Source organism: Bradyrhizobium nitroreducens, from assembly GCF_002776695.1.
GTDB classification, from domain to species: Bacteria; Pseudomonadota; Alphaproteobacteria; order Rhizobiales; family Xanthobacteraceae; genus Bradyrhizobium; species Bradyrhizobium nitroreducens.
This window is the reverse complement of record NZ_LFJC01000003.1, coordinates 7069804-7092654: the sequence shown is the minus strand read 5'-3', so window position 1 is coordinate 7092654 and position 22851 is coordinate 7069804. Positions and strand designations below refer to the sequence as shown.

At 64.5% G+C, this 22851-nt stretch carries 19 protein-coding genes and 1 tRNA gene; 12 read left to right on the top strand and 8 right to left on the bottom strand.

Annotated elements, in window-relative coordinates; all coding sequences use genetic code 11:
• Positions 1–596 precede the first annotated feature (596 nt).
• Positions 597–672, bottom strand: a tRNA-Ile gene (locus TSA1_RS33665).
• Between the two features lie 335 nt (positions 673–1007).
• Positions 1008–1982 (bottom strand): Bug family tripartite tricarboxylate transporter substrate binding protein, encoded by a 975-nt coding sequence (locus TSA1_RS33660; RefSeq protein ID WP_100181478.1) that lies wholly within the window; start codon positions 1980–1982, stop codon positions 1008–1010.
• A 106-nt stretch (positions 1983–2088) separates the two neighbouring features.
• On the opposite strand from TSA1_RS33660, the gene TSA1_RS33655 reads away from it, so the two are divergent.
• The gene (locus tag TSA1_RS33655; protein ID WP_100181477.1) at positions 2089–3051 is read left to right on the top strand and encodes a TAXI family TRAP transporter solute-binding subunit; all 963 of its coding nucleotides are present in this window, start codon (positions 2089–2091) and stop codon (positions 3049–3051) included.
• A 130-nt stretch (positions 3052–3181) separates the two neighbouring features.
• On the opposite strand, the gene TSA1_RS33650 is transcribed toward TSA1_RS33655, so the two are convergent.
• Positions 3182–4396 carry an ABC transporter substrate-binding protein gene (locus TSA1_RS33650; RefSeq protein WP_100180078.1) on the bottom strand — a complete coding sequence of 405 codons (1215 nt, stop codon included), beginning with the start codon at positions 4394–4396 and terminating at the stop codon, positions 3182–3184.
• Between the two features lie 100 nt (positions 4397–4496).
• Positions 4497–5390 (bottom strand): substrate-binding domain-containing protein, encoded by an 894-nt coding sequence (locus TSA1_RS33645; protein WP_100180077.1) that lies wholly within the window; start codon positions 5388–5390, stop codon positions 4497–4499.
• A gap of 273 nt (positions 5391–5663) precedes the next feature.
• On the opposite strand from TSA1_RS33645, the gene TSA1_RS33640 reads away from it, so the two are divergent.
• From TSA1_RS33640 to TSA1_RS33625, 4 genes are read left to right on the top strand one after another with little or no spacing between them, the layout of a single operon-like run.
• Entirely contained in the window at positions 5664–6491 is an 828-nt protein-coding gene (locus TSA1_RS33640) for an ABC transporter substrate-binding protein (protein WP_430649785.1), read from the top strand.
• Between the two features lie 54 nt (positions 6492–6545).
• The gene (locus TSA1_RS33635) at positions 6546–7652 is read left to right on the top strand and encodes a molybdopterin-binding protein (protein ID WP_100180076.1); all 1107 of its coding nucleotides are present in this window, start codon (positions 6546–6548) and stop codon (positions 7650–7652) included.
• 12 nt (positions 7653–7664) lie between these two features.
• Entirely contained in the window at positions 7665–9614 is a 1950-nt protein-coding gene (locus tag TSA1_RS33630; protein WP_100180075.1) for a molybdopterin biosynthesis protein, read from the top strand.
• 44 nt (positions 9615–9658) lie between these two features.
• Entirely contained in the window at positions 9659–10786 is a 1128-nt protein-coding gene (locus tag TSA1_RS33625) for an FAD-dependent monooxygenase (RefSeq protein ID WP_100181475.1), read from the top strand.
• Here TSA1_RS33625 and TSA1_RS33620 read toward each other — a convergent pair.
• The 4 genes from TSA1_RS33620 to fdhD all read right to left on the bottom strand — a co-directional run bounded on the left by TSA1_RS33620 (position 10753) and on the right by fdhD (position 14320).
• Complete coding sequence (locus TSA1_RS33620) at positions 10753–10983, bottom strand: hypothetical protein (protein WP_100180074.1); 231 nt, start codon at positions 10981–10983, stop codon at positions 10753–10755. The two genes, TSA1_RS33625 and TSA1_RS33620, sit on opposite strands and share 34 nt — an antisense overlap.
• A 268-nt stretch (positions 10984–11251) precedes the next feature.
• Positions 11252–12577 carry a hypothetical protein gene (locus tag TSA1_RS33615; RefSeq protein ID WP_100180073.1) on the bottom strand — a complete coding sequence of 442 codons (1326 nt, stop codon included), beginning with the start codon at positions 12575–12577 and terminating at the stop codon, positions 11252–11254.
• Between the two features lie 215 nt (positions 12578–12792).
• Positions 12793–13449: a molybdenum cofactor guanylyltransferase MobA gene (mobA, locus tag TSA1_RS33610; RefSeq protein ID WP_100180072.1), complete on the bottom strand. Its 657-nt coding sequence runs from the start codon at positions 13447–13449 to the stop codon at positions 12793–12795.
• The gene (gene fdhD / locus TSA1_RS33605) at positions 13430–14320 is read right to left on the bottom strand and encodes a formate dehydrogenase accessory sulfurtransferase FdhD (RefSeq protein WP_100180071.1); all 891 of its coding nucleotides are present in this window, start codon (positions 14318–14320) and stop codon (positions 13430–13432) included. Before fdhD ends, mobA begins: the two co-directional genes overlap by 20 nt.
• 243 nt (positions 14321–14563) lie before the next feature.
• Between fdhD and mobB the strand changes: the two genes are divergently transcribed.
• The 7 genes from mobB to TSA1_RS33570 all read left to right on the top strand — a co-directional run bounded on the left by mobB (position 14564) and on the right by TSA1_RS33570 (position 22601).
• The gene (mobB, locus tag TSA1_RS33600) at positions 14564–15091 is read left to right on the top strand and encodes a molybdopterin-guanine dinucleotide biosynthesis protein B (protein WP_100180070.1); all 528 of its coding nucleotides are present in this window, start codon (positions 14564–14566) and stop codon (positions 15089–15091) included.
• A gap of 9 nt (positions 15092–15100) precedes the next feature.
• Positions 15101–16357, top strand: coding sequence for a molybdopterin molybdotransferase MoeA (locus TSA1_RS33595; RefSeq protein ID WP_100180069.1), 1257 nt, complete (start codon positions 15101–15103; stop codon positions 16355–16357).
• A 47-nt stretch (positions 16358–16404) separates the two neighbouring features.
• Positions 16405–16638 (top strand): sulfurtransferase TusA family protein, encoded by a 234-nt coding sequence (locus TSA1_RS33590; protein ID WP_100180068.1) that lies wholly within the window; start codon positions 16405–16407, stop codon positions 16636–16638.
• A gap of 140 nt (positions 16639–16778) precedes the next feature.
• Positions 16779–18212, top strand: a complete 1434-nt coding sequence (locus TSA1_RS33585) for a sigma-54-dependent transcriptional regulator (RefSeq protein WP_100180067.1) — start codon at positions 16779–16781, stop codon at positions 18210–18212.
• Positions 18205–20229, top strand: a complete 2025-nt coding sequence (locus TSA1_RS33580) for a sensor histidine kinase (RefSeq protein ID WP_100180066.1) — start codon at positions 18205–18207, stop codon at positions 20227–20229. The genes TSA1_RS33585 and TSA1_RS33580 overlap by 8 nt, the downstream gene beginning before the upstream one ends.
• 347 nt (positions 20230–20576) lie before the next feature.
• Positions 20577–22229, top strand: coding sequence for an OFA family MFS transporter (locus TSA1_RS33575; RefSeq protein ID WP_100181474.1), 1653 nt, complete (start codon positions 20577–20579; stop codon positions 22227–22229).
• A gap of 90 nt (positions 22230–22319) precedes the next feature.
• Complete coding sequence (locus TSA1_RS33570) at positions 22320–22601, top strand: hypothetical protein (protein WP_100180065.1); 282 nt, start codon at positions 22320–22322, stop codon at positions 22599–22601.
• Positions 22602–22851: the final 250 nt, after the last annotated feature.

Sequence of the window (22851 nt, the reverse complement as noted above, 5' to 3'; positions counted from 1 at the left end):
GCCCCACGGTGGTATAGACTCACAAACGCCGATCAGCAGACTTGGGCTGACCAAGGACAACCTCTTGAGGCTCCACACCTAGAGCATCGCTTCGCGACGGGTCCCTTCGTGGAGACGGGGGCGAGGGCTCTTCTCTGCGCCCCCCCCCGGCTTGAGCGAGGGACCTTGCAGACCTGGTGGTTTTCCCCCGGCGATTTTCTTTTTGCACGCCCGTACCAGTCTCGCCCACGGGCGGGGGCCCTTGCGGCGGAAAAAGCGCAGAACTTCAAAACCGAGCAGAAGACAATGACCACTATTATCGAAGCCGAAACCGTAGCCCGCCGCGTTCTCCGGCTACTCAATAGGCTGAGAAATCCCCGAGGGCGTTCGCAAGAGTTCGCGCGCCAGGGCGGATATCGATGAGCTCGCCTATCGGAGTATTTCCGACCGACGAGGGGGCGACGGTTACATTGACCATCACCCAAGTCGGTCCAGCGTCATCGAACGGATTGCCGTGCGCGAGCTCGCGCACGAACGAAGAGTGCCGTATCTGGTGCGGTTTCTGGTGCGGTCGTCGCGCTGACGGCAACGAAGACCCAGCAAGATGCTAATATTCTTGGTGGGCCCGGCAGGACTCGAACCTGCAACCAGACCGTTATGAGCGGCCGGCTCTAACCATTGAGCTACAGGCCCCGCCGCGAGCGGCTCGCGGGAACGCGCGGCCGGCAACGGTGCGCGGTTCGTTTACAGGGATGGGGGCGGGGGTGCAATGCTGGCCCGGGTGGATGGGAACGCCGAAGCAGCAATTCCGACGATTTCTAGATAAACGAAATGGGGGATGATGCCTGTATACCCCTGTTTTGCCCGACGAAGCAAAACCGCCTCCTGAAGGCTCGTTTTTCGGGTCGCTAACCCATTGAAATGACTAGCCTCGTCTACTGTGCATGGGGTTGTTTTGCAATATTTTGATGGGAGGGGCCTCCCGAGCCCCTCCTCGTGTCGTGCCGGCGGTGCCGCCAGGCCCTTCGCTAATCCACCGAGACCCCGGCGAACTCCACCACCTTGCGCCACTTCTCGGTCTCGTCCGCGACCAGCTTGCCGAACTCGGCCGGCGTCATCGGCTTGGGGAGGCCGCCGACTTCCGTGAGGCGGGCGACCACCTTCGGGTCCTTCAGCACTTCGCCGACGGCCTTGTTGAGGGTCTCGACCACCTCGCTCGGCGTGCCCTTCGGCGCGGAGATGCCGTAGAAGCCGACCGATTCGAAGCCCGGCACGGTCTCGGCGATCGCGGGCACGTCAGGCACGCTCGGCCAGCGCTGCGGCGAGGTCACGCCCAGTGCGCGGACGTTGCCGCCTTTCACCTGCTCCAGCGCGGAGGGCAGATTGTCGAAGATCAGCTGCACCTTGTTGGAGATGATGTCGGGGAAGGCGATCGCCGAGCCGCGATAGGGCACGTGGATCATGTCGCACTTGGTCATCGCCTTGAACAGCTCGGCCGACATGTGCACCGAGGTGCCGTTGCCGGAGGAGGCATAGGAGATCTTGCCGGGATTGGCCTTGCAATAGTCGATGAACTCCTGGACCGTCTTGGCCGGGAACGCGTTGGAGACCACCAGCATGTTGGTGAGCTGCATGATGCTCGCCACCGGCACGGTGTCGCGGATGAAGTCGAACGGCAGCTTCTTGTAGAGCGAGGTCGAGATCGCGTTGTTGGGCGCGACGAACAGCAGCGTGTAGCCGTCGGGCGGCGAGTTGATCGCAGCCGCGGCCGCGATGTTGCCGCCGGAGCCGGCCTTGTTCTCGACGATGAATTGCTGGCCGAGCCGGTCCGACAGCGCCTGCGCCATGATCCGCGCCACGATGTCGACCGGGCCGCCGGCGGCGAAGCCGATGAACCAGTGCACCGGGCGGTCGGGATAGGCGGCGGAGGCCTGAGGGGTGGTGCTGAAAACACCTAAGAGAACCGCGAGCCCGAAAACACCCCGACGCAAAATTCGCAACATGACGCCTCCCATTGTTCTATTGTCGTTGGGGGCATGCTTTCACAAAATCGGCTCGCTGCCTACATCGCCGCAAGTCGGTGTTGACGCAGGCTCCACGGGAATGACCATGAGATTCGCGATCATCGTTCTCGCAGCCGTGCTGCTTGCCGGCCCCGCTGCTGCGCAAGCCGGAGGCACGGCCATTTCGACCACGACACTCAGTCTGGGGACTGCGACACCCGGCGGCGGCTTTCCGCTCTATGGCAATGCCTTTGCCGAGGTGATGAACGCGGCCGATCCGCAACTCTCCATCGCGCCCCGCAACACCAAGGGCAGCAACGAGAACATCCCGCTTCTGGAGAAGGGCGAGCTCGATCTCGCGCTGGTCGCGGGCGAGCCGGCCTATGAGGCCTTCGCCGGCATCGGCCGTGCGCCGGTGCGGCTGAAGATATTGACGGCGATCTATTCCAACCCCGGCATGTTCGTGGTGCGCGCAGACAGTCCCTACCGGACCATCCGCGATCTCGTCGGCCAGCCGGTCGCGTTTGGCGCCAAGGGCTCAGGCCTGCCGATCCTGGCGCGCTATGTGCTGGATGGGCTCGGTCTCAAGCAGGACGAGGACTTCAAGGCGATCTATCTCGACCGCGCCGGCGACGGCCCCGCGATGGTCGAGGACGGCCGCGTCGCCGCGCTGTGGGGCGCCGGCATCGGCTGGCCCGGCTTTGCCGCGGTGGCATCGAGCGCGTCGGGCGCGCGCTTCATCGCGCCTGATGCGGACGAGATGACGCGCATCCGCGCCAAGCACTCCTTCCTGAAGCCGCTCTTGGTGCCGGCGAACAGCTATCCGCAACAGACCACGCCGATCGCCTCGCTCGGCTCGTGGAGCTTCGTGCTGACCCGCGAGGATCTGCCCGACGATGTCGCCTATCGCCTGGCGAAGACGCTGCACGGCGTCGAAGCGGCGTTTTGCAAGAAGCTCGCCCAGGCCTGCGAGACCACCGCGTCGAACACGGTCGCGGCTGCGCCGAGGGCGGAGCTGATCCATCCGGGCGTGATGAGATATTTCCGCGAGGTTGGAGTGATGAAGTAGCTCGCGACCACACCCGAGGTCGTCATGCCCGGGCTTGACCCGGGCATCCACGTTCTTGGCGCCGCACGAAAGATCGTGGATGGCCGGGACAAGCCCGGCCATGACGACATTCCGTGGTTTTGCTAGCTGTCTACTTCTTCACCATCGCACAGGCCGGGTCCGGCGGGCCGAACGCCTTGTCGCCGGAGATCGTGGTGAGGATCTTGTAATAGTCCCACGGATATTTGCTCTCCTCCGGCGTCTTCACCTGCACCAGCCAGAGGTCGTGCACCATCAGATTGTCCTCGCGAAGCTTGCCGTTGCGGGCGAAGAAATCCTCGATCGGCTTTTCGCGCATCTTGGCGGCGACCTTGAGCGGATCGTCGGTGCCGGCTTCCTTGATGGCGTTGAGATAATGCATCACGCTGGAATAGACGCCGGCCTGCCACATCGACGGCATCTTGTTCATCTTGGCGAAGTAGCGCTTCGACCATTCGCGGGTCTTGTCGTCCATGTCCCAGTAGAACGAGGTGGTCAGCAAGAGGCCTTGCGCCGCCTGCAGGCCGAGGCCGTGGATGTCGGTGATCAGCGCCAGCAGCGCCGCCATCTGCTGGCCGCCCTTGAACACGCCGAACTCCGAGCCGGTCTTGATCTCGTTCATGTTGTTGGGGGGACCCGCCGCAATGCCGATGATCTTGGCCTTGGAGGCCTGCGCCTGCAGCACGAAGGAGGAGAGGTCCGGCGTTGCCAGCGGCGGCCGCACCGAGCCCAGCACCTTGCCGCCATTGGCGGTGACGACGGCGGAGGCATCGCGCTCCAGCGAATGGCCGAAGGCGTAATCGTCGGTGATGAAGAACCAGCTGTCGCCGCCGCGCTTGACCACCGCGTCCGCCGTGCCGACCGCGAGCGCGCGGGTGTCGAACACCCACTGGATCGCGTAAGGCGAGCAGAACTTGCCGTGGAAGTCCGCGGTGCCGGTGGAGTGGGTGATGAACAGCCGCTTCTTCTCGTTGGCGATGTTCTGCACCGCGAGCCCGACCGCCGAGACCGGCACGTCGACGATCAGGTCAACCTGCTCGACGTCGTACCAGCGCCGCGCGAGCGAGGCGCCGATGTCGGCCTTGAGCTGGTGATCGCCGACCACGATGCTGATCGGCTTGCCGAGCACGGTGCCGCCGAAATCGTCGATCGCCATCTGCGCCGCCGTCACCGAGCCCTGGCCGGTCGGCGCGGAGGCCGGGCCGTTCATGTCGGTGAGCACGCCGATCTTGACGATGTCGTCGGAAAGCTGCGCCGATGCCGCGCCGGACAGCAATGCCGCCGTCAAGGCGGCCGCGACCGGCAGTCCAAATCTGATTGGATTCACGCTTGTCCTCCCCTGATCCGGCGCGTTGGCCGGTGTTGCCCCGGGTGTGCCCCCGGCTGAATTGGTTTCTTTTGCAACTATTTGGGGGCGGGCGTCAATGTCAGGCTGCGAAGCGGATCTGGCCTGCGGGCGAGGGATCGTAGCCGGTCAGTTCCTCGGCGCGCTGCCGCAGCCGTCTTTCGCCGAGAAACCGGAGCAGGGCCTGCATGGCGGGGCGGAAATAGCTGCGCTGCCGCATCGCAAGGTCGAAGTTTTCCCAGACCAGCGGCACGAAATCGAGGCCGGCGGAGCGCGCGGTGGCGCGCGTGGCGATGCCGCAATCGGCCTGTCCGGCGCGGACCAGTTCGGCAAGGTCCGGACCGGTCAGGCACGGGGCCTCGGCCCGGCGCAAATCGCGTGTCGAGGCCCCCGCGCGCTTCAGCAGCACGTCGAGCAGCATCTGCGCGCCCGTGCCCTGCTGCCGCATCGCCATCCTGGCGCCGCGCGCGAGCACGTCGGTCAGGCCGTGCAGGTGCTTGGGATTGCCTTGCGGCAGCACGAGACCCTGCTCGCGGCGCGCGAACGCGACCAGCACCACATCATGCAGGTCGGGGGCTGCGCGCAGCGCTTCGACACTGGCGGCGCCGGCGAGATCATCGGTTGCGTCGAGGCCGTGGAAGTGCACCGCCGCCGCCATCACCTCGTTACGCTGCAGGCGCTCGAGCCCGCGCACGCTGCCCTCGCTCATCGATCCCAGGCCCGAGCCGGATTCGCGCAAGGCCCAGTCCAGCAGTTCGTCCTGGCTGCCGCCGACGACCGGCGGCGGCTCCGCGATCAGCATGCCGGCCGGACGCGCGAGGCCCGACAGCACCCAGAGATCGAGCTCGTGCCGTGGGAAGAGCCACTTCCCGGTTACCTTGGTGCAGGGGATCGCGCCGGTGGTGACGAGTTCATAGAGCTTGCGTTCGCCGAGCCGAAGGTAATCGGCGGCTTCGCTGGTCGTCAGGAATTCCATCCTGCATTCCTATGCAAATTCTTGCTTCTTTTTGACGTTCGACGCAGGTGGAATTCTGCATTTCATCAGTTCGTGTCGCCAGGACCATGCCCGATCATCTCGCTGCTTTGCAACACATCCGCGCACGCGATTTCCGCTTTGGTGAACGATCTCAACGCATGCGCAGCCTTGCCGAAATTTCCCGATTTGGAGAACGCATCGGCGCAAGCGCGTCACGAGGGCGGCGCAATCGATCATCATCATGATCGTGTCACGAAAAATGGGAACCTGATCATGGGCCGCCTGTCCGTTGCATTCGCGCTCTTCTGCGGTCTCACCGCGGGCGTTGCGGCCTCAGCCGCGGAGGACCGCGGCATCGTCCTCGCCACGACGACCGCGACACAGGAGTCCGGCCTGCTCGACTATCTGCTGCCGATCTTCCACGACAAGTCCGGCATCGAGGTGACCGTGCTCGCGCGGCGCGCCGACGAGGTGCTGAACGGGCCGCGCAGGGGCGAGGCCGACGTCGTGCTGATGCATGCCCGGCCGCAGGAGGAGAAGTTCGTCGCCGACGGGTTGGGCGTGAAACGCTTCGACGTGATGTACAACGACTATGTGCTGATCGGGCCGAAGAGCGACCCCGCGGCCGTGAAGGGCAAGGACATCGCGACGGCGCTGAAGGCGATCGAAGCCAAGGGCGCGCCGTTCGTGACGCGCGGCGACCGCTCCGGTACTCACGCCGCGGAGCTCGCGCTCTGGATCGTCGCCGGTATCGACATCGCGGCCGCCAAGGGCGCCTGGTACCGCGAGGCCGGGCAGGGCATGGCCTCGGCTCTCGACGCCGCGCGCGCCGCCAATGCCTATGTCCTGTCGGATCGCGGCAGCTGGATCGCCTTCCGGGATCGCGGCGATCTCGACGTCGTCGTCGAAGGTGACAAGCGGCTGCTCAATCAGTACGGCGTGATGCTGGTCAACCCGGAGAAGTTTCCGAACGTGAAGAGGGAGCTGGCGCAGACCTTCATCGACTGGCTGATCTCGCCGGAAGGGCAGGCGGCGATCGCAGGCTACAAGGTCGACGGACAGCAGCTGTTCTTCCCCAATGCGGGCAAGTCGGGCGGTTGACGTTCTCACCGCCGGCGGTTGCCAAACCGTGCGATGCATGGTCCATCATGGCGCATGACCCAGCGCCTGCCGCCATCGCTGACACCGCTCGACACCGCGCTCGCCGCGTTGCTGCAAGGCGTCGGTTCGCTTGCACCGATGCACTTGGCGCTGACCGACGCGGCCGGTTGCATCGCCGCGGGCACTCCGCTGCTTGCGGCCCATCCGCCGCACGACGTTGCCGCCGCGGACGGCTGGGCGCTCCGCGCCAATGATCTCGTCGGCGCGTCCTCCTATTCGCCGCTGCCTCTGACGAAGCTGCCGGATTGGGTCGAGGCTGGCGATGCGATGCCGGCGGGATGCGACTGTGTGCTCGACGCCGACGCCGTGGAGGTGTCGGGACCGCTCGTGCAGGTGCTGGCGGAAGGCGTGCCGGGGCAGGGCGTCAGGCGTGCCGGCAGCGACATCGCGGAATGCACGCCTGCAGGGGCTGACGGCTATCCAATCGGTGCGGCTGACCTGCTGCTCGCACGCCTTGCCGGTTTGGAGCAACTCGGCGTGCGGCGGCCCCGGCTGCGTATCGTCAACGTGCCGGGCGCGACGGCGACGATGCATCTGGTCGCCGGTCTCGCGCGTACAGAGGGACTGGACGTGGAAACGCGTCAAGCCGGTGCGCGCGATGAAGCCTCGATTGCCGAAGCGCTTGATGCGTCCGCTTGCGATCTCCTGCTGATGGTCGGCGGCAGCGGCGTCGGCCAACGGGATGCCGCCGTTGCGGCCCTGGCCCGGCGCGGCGAAGTGATGGCGCACGGCCTCGCGCTCCAGCCTGGGCGTACCGCGGCGGTGGGCCGGCTCGGACGGGTTCCCGTGGTCGCCTTGCCTGGCTCGCCTGATCCGGCGCTCGCAGCCTGGTTCGCGCTCGTGCTTCCGCTCGTCGATCGCCTCTCGGCGCGTCGGACGCGCCGGCAGGTGACCTTGCCGCTATCGCGAAAGATTGCGTCGAGCGTCGGGATCGCCGAGATCGTGCTGTTGGCGGAGGAACATAAGACATGGAGGCCGCTTGCCGTGGGCGAATGGCCGCTCCAGGCGATTGCTCGTGCGGACGCATGGCTGCTCATTCCCGGCAATCACGAGGGATTCGCAGCAGGTGAGCTGGTCGATGCTTATCTGATGCGGCAGTGATATGGGTTCCGCATGACGATGATCCCGAAACCGCCAGAGCGCAGCGCGCTCGAACAGGAGCAATTCCTCAAAATCCTCTCGCGCGAGGAGGCGCTGGCGCGCTTCGAGGCGGCGCTGTTCCCGCGTGCGCTTCCGTCCGAAACGCGCAAGCTCGGTGCCGCGCTCGGCGCAGCGCTCGCGGAAGACGTCACGGCGCCGATCGACGTTCCCCCGTTCGACCGTTCCAATGTCGATGGCTTCGCCGTGCGTTCCGCCGATCTTTCCGCGGCCGGCGAGGGCGCTCCTCGGCGCCTCTCGCTGAACGGTGAGACCATCCACTGCGGCACCGCGCCGGCGCTGCAAGTCGCGGCGGGAACCGCAACGCCGATCGCCACCGGCGGTCCGCTGCCGCGTGGTGCCGACGCCGTCGTCATGGTCGAGCACACCCAGCCTGCCGGCCTCGATGCGATCGACGTGCGTCGGGCGGTCTCGCCTGGACAGTTCGTTTCGTATGCCGGATCCGACATCGCGCGCGGGGAAGCGCTGCTGCGCGCCGGCACCATCATCGGCTCGCGCGAGATCGGCATGCTGGCAGCCTGCGGCATTGCCGAGGTGATTGTCGCGCGCAAGCCGCGCGTGGCCGTGATCTCCACCGGCGACGAGCTGGTTCAGCCCGGCGGCGCCCTTCCGCCCGCCGCGATCTACGACACCAACGGCGCCATCGTTGCTGCTGCGATCGACGAGAATGGCGGCGAGGCCGTCTTCCTCGGCGCCGTTGCCGACGATGAAGCCAGGCTCGAAGCTGCCATGCGCGGCGCGCTTGCGGATGCCGACATGCTGGTGCTGTCAGGCGGTACCTCGAAAGGCGCCGGCGACCTGTCCCATCGCATCATCGGCCGGCTCGGCCAGCCCGGCATCATCGCGCATGGCGTCGCACTCAAGCCCGGCAAGCCGCTGTGCCTTGCGGTGTGCGACGGCAAGCCGGTTGTGATCCTGCCGGGATTTCCGACCTCGGCAATGTTCACCTTCCACGACATGATCGTGCCGGTGTTGCGCAAGCTGGCCGGCCTGCCGCCGCGCTCCGATGCCAAGGTGAGCGCGACCGTGCCGGTCCGCATCGCCTCCGAGCTCGGCCGCACCGAATTCGTCATGGTCTCGCTGGTTGCGGGCAAGCACGGCCTGATCGCCTATCCCTCCGGCAAGGGGTCCGGCGCGATCACGTCGTTTGCGCAGGCCGACGGCTTTCTGCGCGTCGACGCGCTCGCCGACCAGATGCCCGCGGGGACCAAAGCCGAGGTGACGCTGTTCACGCCGCATGTGCGCGTGCCTGATCTCGTCGTCGTCGGCAGCCATTGCACCGGCCTCGATCTCGTCACTGCGCAGCTTGCACATGCGGGCCTTGCCGTGCGCTCGATCGCCGTCGGCAGCCTCGGTGGTCTCGCGGCCGCCAAGCGCGGCGAATGCGATCTCGCGCCGATCCATCTGTTCGACGACAAGAGCGAGACCTACAACACGCCTTATCTCGTCGATGGGCTCGAGCTCGTGCCGGGCTGGCGGCGAATGCAGGGCATTGTCTTCCGCAAAGGCGACAGGCGTTTCGAGGGACTTGATGCGAAGGACGCCGTCACTGCGGCGCTCGCCGATCCCGCCTGCATCATGGTCAATCGCAACCAGGGAGCCGGCACGCGCATTCTGATCGACCGCCTGCTCGGCGGTGCGCGGCCGGAAGGCTATTGGAACCAGCCGCGCTCGCACAACGCAGTCGCGGCGGCCGTCGCACAGCAGCGCGCCGATTGGGGCATGACCATTGCGCCGGTCGCCCATGCGGCCGGCCTCGGTTTCATTCCGCTTGCGGAGGAGCATTATGACTTCGCGCTGGTGACGGCGCGCAAGGACAGGCCGGCCGTGCGGGCGTTTCTTGAGGCCCTCGGCTCAGACGAGGCGCGTGCGGCGCTGGAGCGGGCTGGATTTCGGCCCGCGTGATGGACGACGCGGCATGCAAGCCGCGCGACAGGGTGGGGGACGCGATGGCAAGGCCGCTTTCGGTTGCGATCGTGGGTCCCGGCATGGGTGGGCTTGCGACCGCCGCGGCGCTCATGCGCGTCGGTGTCGACGTGATGGTCTACGAGCAGGCCTTCCGGTTCGCACGCGTCGGCGCCGGCATCCAGATCGGCTGCAACGCCATGAAGGTGTTGCGCGCGCTCGGGCTGGAGGAGCGGATGCGGGAGCACTCGTTCTATCCGCGCTCCTGGAACAACCGCGACTGGAAGAGCGGCGACATCAAGTTCGACATGATCTTCGGCGAGAGCGCGGAAGAGAAATTCGGCGCTCCCTACCTGCTCGCCCATCGCGGCGATCTGCATGCGGCGCTCGCGAGCGCCGTGCCGGAACTCGTGAAGCTGAACCACAAGCTGGTCGGTCTCGACGAGACCGGCGAGGGCGTCCGCTTGAGCTTTGCAGACGGCAGCAGCGCCGTCGCCGATGCCGTGGTCGGCGCGGACGGCGTCCATTCGACAATGCGCGACATCCTGTTCGACACAGCGCCGGCCAAGTTCACCGGCCGCATCGCCTATCGCACGACCTATCCAGCGACACTGCTCGTTGGGAAGACAATCGACGACTGCACGAAGTGGTGGGGCGAGGACCGCCACATCGTGATCTATTACGTTAAGTCTGATCGGAGCGAGGTTTATCTCGTCACCAGCCAGCCCGAGCCTGACTTCCGCATCGAGTCCTGGTCTGCGAAGGGCGACGTACGCGATCTGCGCGCCTCGTTCGAGGGCTTTCATCCGGAGGTCGGCAAGGTGCTCGCCGCGTGCCCCGACGTGCACAAATGGGCGATCATGGACCGCGAGGCGCTCGACCGTTGGGCAGACGGCAAGGTGACCCTGCTCGGCGATGCCTGTCATCCCATGACGCCCTACATGGCGCAGGGCGCGGCGATGGCGATCGAGGATGCGGCAGTGTTGTCGCGATGCCTCGACGGCATCGACCGCGATGGCGTCGCAGATGCATTCCGCCGCTTCGAGGCAACCCGCAAAGCACGCACGACCCGGGTGCAGGAGACGTCTCGCGCCAACATCTGGCTGAAGGAGCGGACCGATACAAGCTGGGTCTACGGCTACGACGCCTGGTCGGTGCCGCTGGCGGCTTGAGCGGCCTGCTCGCGCCGGCGCTCCCGTTCCTCGGCTTCGGCCAGCTCACACTGTGCGGCGGCCGGTAACGGTTTCGGGTCCGGCGGGACATCGACGGTGTCAGGCTTGCTCTGCTGTTTCGTGCGATCAATCACGTCCGAGACATCGAGCGTGAAATCGATGACATCGAAAATGACTTCCAGGAGAGAGTCGGCCATGGCGCATCCCGGAGCAACGTCCCAATCATTGGTCGTTCGCTTGTCTGCTCCGGTTCAAGGTTGATGAACTTGGGCTGGTCTTCACGCCGCCGCAAGGCGTTCGGGCTCGGCGATATCCTCGATCGTGTAGGCGTTGAAGAACGGATAGAACGTCTCAGTCACACGACAAATCTACCAATTCTGGAAAGTGACATCGCGCGACAGTCCACTGCAGGTAGTTCGCAAGCGTGGCGGGCAACTTACTAATGGCCGTGAAGATTACGGCTCACTACTTCTTCCCAATCACCCTGTCCAACAGTCTTGAGAAGGCTTGGGTAGCCAAGCGAAGCTCGTATTGCGACGATCGAGACGTCGCTACAGGTCTGATCTGCCATCTGAGATAGAACCGAAGATAGGGGTCGCTTATATCAATTTTGCGTTCATCAGCATCCCAGTCGATCCCTGCATCATTGCCAATATTCTGGGAGATGCTTGCCAGATGTTTCAACGCGGATGTTACTTCGTGCTTTTGCGGTGGATCTTCCGCGAGGAGATCAACTAGTCCAAGCCTTAGTTCTTCATATGAAATGCTTGCGTTTGGCCCCGTCGCGGAGATCGCCATAAGAATAGCTTTGTAGATGTCCGCCGTTCCTCCCGATTTTAGCCGTCGTTTTCTTCGAGACTTGCGGCTCTGGGGACCAACTTCGAGTTTTTGATAGATTGGATGCCCGAAATCGCGCGACAGTCTCTCGCATATTGGAACGAAGTCATATTGATCTGAGATTGTGATTGGGTCGCTTGGCCTTTGATCAACCCCAATTCCTGCGCAAATTTCCCAGCACAGCTTTTGCATGAGGAATGGACTACCCTGTGCCTCATCGGCTAGTCTGCTCAGGATGCGCGCTGGGCAAATGATGTTCAGTGCTGCGAATCCTCGCTCGCCAATCATCTTGAGATCAGCGATATCCCATGGGGGCGAGATGACTGAATAAACGCGCCCCTGTAACTCGTTCTCAGCCTTAACAGCGTCGAGGCCTCGATGTGTCACGGAGAGCAGCACAAGCTTTAATCCATTAAAGACTGGGCCCTTGATATTTCTCAGGAACGAAGTCCTGGCTTCCGGAGGCAAATAGTGAAAATCGTCCACGACTAACGTGATCATGCGATCAGATAGACGCTTGATCGCCGAAGACATGGAGTCGATCTTATAAGTGCGCTTTCCCTCTTCGCTGCTGAGCAACGAGCCTTCCACCGAGAAAAAGTTCTTCAAGCCGGCGGTAAATCCTGCTTTTCCTTCCTCTCGATGAGATTTCGAAATTTCGACCGGGTAGTTGAGGATGTAGCAGATCTTGTCCCAGATTTGATGGGACGATTCAATTTGGCCACCTTCGACCCATACGTACTCTTTGTCGCCAAGAATCTCCTTACAAAGAACCGTCTTTCCTGTTTTAGTCGGTCCGGCGAGAGAAACAATTTGGTTAGGTACCTTGAGCGCCCTTTGCAGGTCGTCTCTGATCTTGAGGTGATCGCGTTCGACGTAAGTGACGGATGGTTGGCCGCCGGCGACGAAGACCGTGTCACGAGTGACGGGACTCTTAGGAGCTGCTCTTGCCATGATAGTGCCTTACGACCCGCGCTGACATCGAGTTTGGACCGGACTTGTTGCGTTGATGTTATCGGATCAGAATGCCCATTTCCATCGCTGTTACGAAATCAGATATCTACCTATCCTGATCCCAACAAAATTAGGGATGTGGTAGGTCAGAGTACTACCTAGCTTCCGCTATGGGCCAGCAGCCTTCTCGGTGTACGACCTTGCCACGCGTACTACTAGAACACCTCATCCAGAGCCGCCAGCCGCTCCGCCTCGGCGATATCCTCGACCGTGTTGGCATTGAAGAACGGATCGAGCGGCGCGGTCGGCCACGTCACCGTCGCCAGCGGATAGCGCGCGGTCCAGCGGTCGATCTTGCGGAGGTCTTCGACGACGAGCGCGTGGCGCAGCTCGTCGCGCAGGGCGACCTTCCAAAGACCGATCACGGGGTGCGATTGCTCGCCCGAGGCGGCGACCGCGAGCTGCGCGTTCTCGCGGCTCCGCGCATCATGCAGGCGGGCGACCAGATCGCGCGGCAGGAAGGGGCAGTCGCCGGCGGCGCTGAGCACCCATTCGATCTCCGGCCGGTTCGTCGCGGTCCAGTCGAGGGCGGCCAAAATACCGGCGAGCGGGCCTGGGAAGTTGGGCACGTCGTCCGCGATGACCTGCAAGCCGAATGGGGCGAAGCGCGCGGGATCGCCATTGGCGTTCAGGATCAATCCGCTGCATTGGGGCGTCAATCGCGCGATCACGCGTTCCAGAATGGTGCGGCCGCCGATGGTGCGCATTGGCTTGTCGCCGCCGCCCATGCGCCGCGCCAGGCCGCCGGCGAGCAGCACGCCAAGAGTTGGTGGAATGTGCGTGGCCGGGAAATCAGTCGTCACCACCTTCACCCTTGCGCTTGTGCTTCGCCGACTCCTCCTCGACGTAAGCGAGGTCCTGGTCGTAGACGATGCGCTCCTCGCCCGCGAGGACGATGAAGCGCTTGCCGCGGGTGCGTCCGACCAGCGTCAGCCCGACCTGCCTTGCGAGATCGACGCCCCAAGCGGTGAAGCCGGACCGCGACACCAGGATCGGAATGCCCATCCGCACCGTCTTGATCACCATCTCCGAGGTGAGGCGCCCCGTCGTGTAGAGGATCTTGTCGCCGGGGTCGACGCCGTGGCGGTACATCCAGCCGGCGATCTTGTCGACGGCGTTGTGCCGGCCGACGTCCTCGGTGTAGCAGAGCGGGGCGCCTTCTTTGCACAGCACGCAGCCGTGGATCGCGCCGGCCTCGAGATAGAGCGAGGGCATGGTGTTGATGGTCTGCGTCATCTGGTACAGCCAGGAGGTGCGCAGCTCCGCCTTCGGCAGCGCGACGCTCTCGACTGCCTCAAGCAGGTCGCCAAAGGCCGTGCCCTGCGCGCAGCCGGAAGTCTGCGTGCGCTTCTTCAGCTTGGCCTCGAAATTGGTGTGATGTTCGGTGCGCACCACGACCACCTGGAGATCGTCGTCGTATTCGACCTCGGTGACGGCGTCATTATATTTCAGCATGTTCTGGTTCAGCAAATAGCCGAGCGCCAGATATTCCGGATAGTCGCCGATCGTCATCATGGTGACGATCTCCTGCGCATTCAGGTAGAGCGTCAGCGGCCGCTCCATCGGCACCTTGATCTCGACCCTGGCGCCGGTCTGGTCGGTCCCGATCACGCTCTGGGTCAGGCGCGGATCGTCCGGATTGGGGATGATCAGGGGCACCGGGGCTTTGTCGATCTTCATCATGGCGGTGAGGTTAGCATGACATTCGCGTCAAGCCGATATAAGCATGAGCGAGAATAGGTAAATCCCTCCGTTCGTCATTGCGAGCGTAGCGAAGCAATCCAGACTATTTCCGCGGCGACGGTCTGGATTGCTTCGTCGCTTCAGTGCAAAATTGCTGCGCAATTTTGTCACGAGCACCTCGCAATGACGGGGAGGAGCTGTGGTTCCACCACAGACCATGCGACCTGCTGAGACGGAGCTGGAATGAAGGTCATCGGCCTGGCGGGCTGGAGCGGTGCGGGAAAGACGACGTTGTTGACGCGGCTGATCCCGCATTTCAACGCGCAGGGCCTTCGCGTCTCGGTCATCAAGCACGCGCATCACCAGTTCGACGTCGATGTACCCGGCAAGGATTCCTGGCGGCATCGGGAGGCCGGCGCGGCCGAGGTGCTTGTGGCTTCCTCGAACCGCTGGGCCTTGATGCACGAACTGCGCGGTGCGGCGGAGCCGCGGCTGCCGGAACTGTTGGGCAAGCTGTCCGCCGTCGATCTCGTCGTGGTCGAGGGCTTCAAGCGCGAGCCGCATCGCAAGATCGAGGTGCATCGCGCGGCAAACGGAAAGCCGCTGCTGTTCCCAGACGATCCCGGGATTGCCGGGATCGCGACCGACACCGCCATTGACACCGGGCTGCCGACTGTCCATCTCGACGACATCGAAGGCGCGGCGGCCTTGCTGCTGCGCGCGGCGATGCCGGTCGAGGAAGCGGTGGCGAAGAGCGCCGCGATACGCTGACGAGGCACCATGGCGCAACTCTCTGACGATTGCTTTGCCTTCGGCGGCCCGATGATGTCGGTCGACGACGCCGTCGGTCTCATCACGACGCGCGTCAGCGCCATCGCCGATCTGGAGACAGCGACGCTGGTCGAGGCGGACGGGCGCGTGCTGGCGCGCGACGTCGCGGCGCCGCTGCCGCTGCCGCCCTTCACCAACTCGGCCGTCGACGGCTACGCCGTGCGGACCGCCGATCTCCCTGTTGGCGCCGAGCATGCGCTCGCGCTGGACGGCCGCATCCAGGCCGGCGGGCTTGCCCAGGCAGCGATCAAGCCCGGCCACACCGCGCGCATCTTCACGGGCGCGCCGATGCCGCCGGGTGCGGAAACCGTCTTCATGCAGGAGGACGTCCGCATCGATGCTTCAGGCAGGATCGTGCTGCCGCCGGGGCTGAAGCCTGGAGCCAATGTCCGGCCCGCGGGCGAGGACATTGCCCAGGGACATGTCGCCCTCCGTGCGGGCCAGCGCTTGCGGCCGCAGCACGTCGCGCTCGCGGCGGCGTTCGGACTTGTCAGTCTCGACGTCGTCAGGCGCATTCGCGTTGCGGTGTTCTCGACCGGCGACGAGCTGGCGTCCCCCGGCGAGCCGCGTGCCGCCTCGCAGCTGTTCGATTCCAACCGCTTCATGCTGATGGCGATGCTGCGCCGTCTCGGCTGCGAGGTCAGCGACCTCGGCATTCTCCGCGACGAGCGGACCTCGCTTGCGGACGGCCTGAAGCAGGTGGCGGGGCAACACGATCTGATCCTCACCACCGGCGGGGTCTCGACCGGCGAAGAGGATCACGTCAAGGCCGCGGTCGAGAGCATCGGCTCGCTGGTGCTGTGGCGGATGGCGATCAAGCCCGGCCGGCCGGTGGCGATGGGCATCATCGACGGCACGCCGCTGATCGGACTGCCCGGCAATCCCGTCGCGAGCTTCGTGACCTTCGTCCATGTGGTGCGGCCGACACTGCTGGCGCTGGCGGGCAGCTTGCCGGAACCATTGACGCCGATCCCGTTGCGCGCGGCGTTTACCTACAAGAAGAAGGCGGGCCGGCGTGAATATGTGCGCGTTTCCTTGCGGCGCGCGCAGGACGGCGGGCTCGAGGCCATCAAGTTTCCGCGCGAGGGGGCGGGGCTGTTGTCCTCGCTGGTCGAGACCGAAGGCCTCGTCGAGCTCGGTGAAGAGGTGACGCAGGTCGAGCCGGGGCAGGACGTAGGCTTTTTGTCCTATGCGGGTCTGTTCTAGAGAGTCCTCTCGTTGACGCCATCGCTCCCTCCCGCCATGTTGCCGCCATGACCAGAACGACGCTCGATCTCACGGGACTGAAATGCCCCTTGCCCGCCCTGAAGACGCGCAAGGCGCTCAAGCCGTTACAGCCGGGCGATCAGCTCGAGGTCCATTGCACTGATCCCTTGTCGGTGATTGACATTCCGAACCTGATCCGCGAGACCGGCGACAAGGTCGAGATCACCGAACGCAACGAGGCGCGCATCGTGTTCCTGGTCGAAAAGAGCGGCGCCTCGTAGAAAGGCGAATGTTCACGGCGGCGACGTTTGACTATGTTGCAGCTGCGGAGGAACGGTCGGGACTTCGCTGCAATGCGAAAGCACCGCTGTATGCGGTGGAATGAGCTCAAACCTAAACTCTCAAACCCAAGACATCGGGCATGACTTTCTCAACATCGAGGGCAAGCGTTGCCGCAAGTCCTGCGGTGGGGCGCGAGCCTGCCGTCAAGTCCGGCAAGACGGCTGCAGGGCCGGAGTTCGGGGCGCTGGCGCAGGCCTCGATCCTGATCGTCGACGACGAGCCGGGCATGCGGAATTTCCTGGTGCGCACGCTTGGACCGCGCTGCAAGCTTGTGGACGAGGCGGCCGATACCGACCAGGCTTCGCGCAAGCTCGATTCCAACCGCTACGACGTCGTCATTCTCGACAACATCATGCCCGGCAAGAACGGCGTCGATTGGCTCGCCGAGCAGCGCGCCGTCGGTTTTTTCGCCGACGCCATCCTGATCACCGCCTATGCCGACCTCGACACCGCGATCCAGGCGCTGCGCGCCGGCGCGGCCGATTTCGTGCTCAAGCCGTTTCGCTCCAACCAGATCCTCAACGCCGTGGCCCGATGCCTCGACCGTGTCCGCCTCCAGCGCGAGAATTATGTCCTGCGCTACGCCCTGCGTGCCTCGTCCGACCGCACCTTCCTGCGCGACAATCTGATCGGGCAGTCGGCGGCCACGCTGCGCGTGCGCGAGACCATCGCCCGCGTCGCGCGCCTGCCGACCTCGGTTCTCCTCACCGGCGCATCCGGCACCGGCAAGGAAGTGGCAGCACGCTCGATCCACTCGCTATCCGACCGCGCCGACAAGCCCTTCGTGCCCGTGAATTGCGCGGCGATCCCGCCGGATATGATCGAGGCCGAGCTGTTCGGCCACATCAAGGGCGCCTTCACCGGCGCCGATTCGGGGCGTGAGGGCCTGTTCCTGTACGCGCATGGCGGCACGCTGTTCCTCGACGAGATCGGAGAGCTGCCGCTGCCGATGCAGAGCAAGCTGCTCCGCGTGCTCGAAGACCGCCGCGTCCGTCCGGTCGGCTCCGAGCGCGAAGTTCCGGTCGACCTGCGTTTCATCTTCGCAACCAATGCCGAGCTCCAGAAGGAGGTCGAAAACGGGCGTTTCCGGGCCGATCTGTTCTATCGGCTCAACGTGATGCAGATCCCTTTGCCGCTCCTGAAGGATCGCGGCGACGACGTGCAGGAGCTTGCCGCCATCTTCATGAGCAAGCTGTCGGCTCAGCTCGGCATGCCGCCGGTGCCGATCGACGCCTCGGTGCGGGCGGCGCTCGCAAGTTATGACTGGCCAGGCAACGTGCGCGAGCTGCGCAATTTGATCGAGCGCACGCTGATCCTCGGCGCCTTCCCCGACGATTTTGCCGGTCCTCGCAACGACGGTCAGTCGGCGCCTGCCGACAGTCTCGCGGAGCTCGAGCGCCGTCACATCCTCGGTGTGCTGAAGGAGGTCAATGGCAACCGCGAGGAGGCGGCCCGGCGCCTCGGCGTGTCGCGCAAGACCATCGATCGCAAATGCGCGTTATGGGATGTCTGATGGTGCCCGCCGCAGCGACGAGCTTGTGCGGAGACGCTCCGTCCGCTTCCGGTTGCTCGCGATCGCCTTGCTGCCGATGCTGGTCATCCTGCCGCTCCTGCTCGGTGTTGCGATCTTTCGTTGGAACGCGAAATTCGACGCGGCCCTGATCTCCAAGGTCAACGGCGATCTCACCATCGCCCACCAATATCTCGCTCGTATCCTGGAAAAGACCGGCGTCCAGGTCCGGGCGCTCGGCCTGTCGGCCCGCTTCCACGAGGTGCTGGCACCGGATGCGCGCGGCTCGCTGCGCGATCTGCTCGACGAGACCCGCAAGGAGATCGGTCTCGATTTCCTGTACCTGACCAACGATCGCGGCGACGTCCTGGCCTCATCGCCGCCGCTGCAGCGTCGACCGAGACATGACTGGCCGATCGTCATGGCGGCGCTGTCGGGCAAGGTCGCTGCGACGGGCGTAGACATTTTCGGCAATGACGAGCTCGCCGCAATTTCGCCGGCCCTGGCCGAGCGGGCGCGATTGGACCTGGTGCCGACCCCGAACGCGGTGCCGACCGACCGCAGCACGGAGACGCGCGGCATGGTTGTGCACGCGGCGAGCCGGGCGATGCTGCCCGACGGTGGCGCCGCCGCGCTGGTCGGCGGCACGCTGCTCAACCAGAACCTCGAATTCATCGACACGATCAACGATCTCGTCTACCGCGCGGCGAGCCTGCCGGAGGGCAGCCAGGGCACCGCGACGCTGTTCCTGGACGACGTGCGGATATCGACCAACGTCCGTCTGTTCGAGGGACGTCGCGCGCTCGGCACGCGCGTGTCGGCGGCGGTGCGCTCGGCTGTGCTGGGCGAGGGGCGCACCTGGCTCGACAGCGCTTTCGTCGTCAATGACTGGTACATCTCGGCCTACGAGCCGCTGGTCGACAGCTTTGGCAAGCGGGTCGGCATGCTCTATGTCGGCTTTCTGGAGAAGCCGTTCAGCGAGGCGAAGTACCAGACGCTGGCGATCATCATCGCGGCGTTCATCGCGATCACCGCTGCGACCGTGCCGATCTTCCTGCGCTGGGCGACCTCCATTTTCATGCCGCTGGAGCGTGTCACGGCGACGATCGGCGAGGTGGAGCGCGGGAACCTCTCCGCCCGGACCAAGATGCCGGTGTTGGGCGACGAGATCGGCCGCGTCGCGGTTCATCTCGACAGCCTGCTCGACCAGATCCAGGAACGCGACCGACAGCTCCGGGAATGGAACGAGGAGCTGAACGTCCGCGTGCTGGAGCGCACCCGGGACCTCGAGCACGCCAATCTCAAGCTCGAGGCAACCACCAAGCAGCTCATCATGTCCGAGAAGCTGGCTGCGATCGGCGAGATCACCGCCGGAGTCGCGCACGAGATCAACAATCCGATCGCGGTGATGCAGGGCAATCTCGACGTCGTCCGCAGCGTGTTCGGGGCCGACGCCGACAAGGCGAAGGTCGAATTTCGCCTGCTCGACGAGCAGATTCACCGCATCAGCCAGATCGTGACCAAGCTGTTGCAGTTTGCAAGGCCGGAGGAATATGCCGGCTATGTCGAGCGCCATGCGCCCGCGAGCGTCATCTCCGACTGTCTGCCGCTGGTGCAGCATCTTCTGAACAAGACAGAGATCGCCGTGGTCAGGGACGACCGCGCCAGCCGGCTCGTGCTGATGAACCGGAACGAACTGCAGCAAGTCCTGGTCAATCTCATCGTCAACGCGATCCACGCCATGCCGGACGGCGGGACCCTGACGCTCCGCTCCTTCGACGCCGAGCGCGACGGCCATCAAGGCGTCGCCATCGAGGTCACTGACACCGGCATCGGCATGAGCAATGAGGTGATCGAGAAGATATTCGATCCCTTCTACACCACGAAGCGGCGGCAAGGCACCGGACTGGGCCTCTCCATCAGCCAGACCCTGATCAAGCGCCAGGGCGGACAGATCACGGCCGAGAGCCACCTCGGTTCCGGAAGTACATTCACGATGTGGCTGCCGGAAGCGACCTGACTGGACATTTTGTCCCGGGAATTCAGGACATTTTGTCCGACGTGGCACGTTGCGCTGCGGGAAGCCGTTGAATCAACACGATGCGACCTCTGGCACGCGCGTTGCTCATGTCGAGACAGGGTGTTGAGGGGGGATGAGGGCGCGATAGCCGTCACTGCAACGCTGTTGGCCGGCGAAGGGACATCGCCCGCGATCAGTTGCTTGCTCGGCGCACAAGACGCGATGCGCGCCATACGATTCCACTTCGGCATGAATGAAGACGGACCTGTCATGCGCGGCTGCCAAGCACGCGTATGACCGGTTTCAAACCGATGTGCCGGCAAGGCCGCGCTTGGGAGGTAATGCTGATGACGACTGCCGATACCGTACTTGCACCGGTTGGTGCTTCCGGCTTCCTCGATCGTGAACGCACGATCGCGACCGCCGGCTTCAATCGCTGGCTGGTGCCGCCTGCGGCGCTGTGCATCCATCTCTGCATCGGCATGGCCTACGGCTTCTCGGTGTTCTGGTTGCCGCTGTCGCGTGCGATCGGCGTCGCCGCGCCGAAGACCTGCGGTGACATTTCGCTATTGCAGGAGCTGTTCACGACCAGCTGCGACTGGAAGGTCGCCAGCATGGGCTGGATGTACACGCTGTTCTTCGTGTTGCTCGGTATCGCGGCTGCGGTCTGGGGCGGCTGGCTGGAACGCGTGGGACCGCGCAAGGCCGGCTTCGTCTCGGCGCTATGCTGGTGCGGCGGCCTCTTCCTCGGTGCGATCGGAGTCTACACCCATCAGCTCTGGCTGCTGTGGCTGGGTTCGGGCGTGATCGGCGGCGTCGGTCTTGGCCTTGGCTATATCTCGCCGGTGTCGACGCTGGTGAAGTGGTTCCCGGACCGCCGCGGCATGGCGACCGGCATGGCCATCATGGGCTTCGGCGGCGGCGCCATGATCGGCGCGCCGCTGGCGAACCTCTTGATGAACTACTTCAAGACCCCGACGTCGGTCGGCGTCTGGGAGACCTTCGTCGCGATGGGCGTCATCTACTTCGTGTTCATGATGATCGGCGCGTTCCGCTATCGCTTGCCGCCGCCCGGCTGGCAGCCCGAAGGCTGGACCCCGCCGTCCAAGGCCAACGCGATGATCTCGAAGAACAACGTGCATCTCAATGACGCACACAAGACACCGCAGTTCTGGCTGATCTGGTGGGTGCTCTGCCTGAACGTGTCGGCGGGTATCGGCGTGATCGGCATGGCTTCGCCCATGCTGCAGGAGATCTTCGCCGGCAAGCTGATCGGCCTGCCGGACGTCGGCTTCAACGCGCTCGATGCCGGTCAGAAGGCGCAGATCGCGGCAATCGCCGCGGGCTTCGCCGGATTGCTGTCGCTGTTCAACATCGGCGGCCGCTTCTTCTGGGCGTCGCTGTCGGACAAGATCGGACGCAAGAACACCTACTACACCTTCTTTATCCTCGGCATCGTGCTCTATGCGCTGGCGCCGACCTTCGCGGCGATGGGCTCGAAGCTGCTCTTCGTGCTCGGCTTTGGCATCATCCTGTCGATGTATGGCGGCGGCTTTGCGACCGTGCCGGCCTATCTCGCCGACATGTTCGGCACGCAGTTCGTGGGTGCCATCCACGGCCGGCTGCTGACGGCATGGTCCACCGCGGGCATCATCGGCCCCGTCGTGGTCAACTACATCCGCGAGTTCCAGCTCGCGGCTGGCGTGCCGCGCGATCAGCTCTACAACACCACCATGTACATCCTGTGCGCGATGCTGATCGCGGGCCTGATCTGCAACTACCTGATCAAGCCGGTCGATTCGAAGTGGCACATGAAGGAGGCAGATGTCGCCAAGCTGCAGGCGGCGAGCGCCAGCGCTGCCGCCGCGGGCCCGCACGGTTCCTACGGCATCGGCTTTGGCGGGCTCGACGCCAAGGCGGCGCTGTTCTGGGCCTTCGTCGGCGTTCCCCTGCTCTGGGGCGTGTGGAAGACGCTGGAGAGCGCGGTCAAGATATTCTGATCGCCCATTCGTCGCGAGCGGCGGGAGCACACCATGCGCGCGCTCCCGCCGGTCGTTTCGCTTGTTTCAAAATCACCCTGGGGGAATTCGATGGTTCGTAAACTCGTTTGTGCAGCCGCCGTGCTGCTCGTCGCCGGCGCCCTGCAATCCGCATCCGCACAGACCGCGGCGGCACCGGCTGCAACGCCGCCCGCCGCGACCGAGGCCAAGCCCGGCAAGATCAAGCTGACGGTGCAGAAGCTCAAGGACATGAAGGCCAAGTGGAGTGCCAACAAGCCGAAGCTCAGGGAGTGCCGCAAGGACGTGAAGGCCAAGGGCCTCGCGGGCGACGATCGCTGGTTCTATATTGAGGAGTGCATGGGCAAGAGCTGACCCCATCAGCATCGGGGCATGGAGGGTCACCTCTAGCCTCGGAGCGGGAGTCGATACGATTTCGCTATCGCAGCATGGGAAGCCTTTATTGATCTCCAGACCAATTCAGGCTTCGTTCTAGCAGTTGGCGCGTTGGGCGAACGCAAGGCCGTATCCGGGCAGCGATCCAGGGTTGCCCTTGGGGCGCGCTTAACTGCTTCCGCGAGCATGATAATCTTCTTGGCATCTGGCATGCCAGAAGCTAGAACTG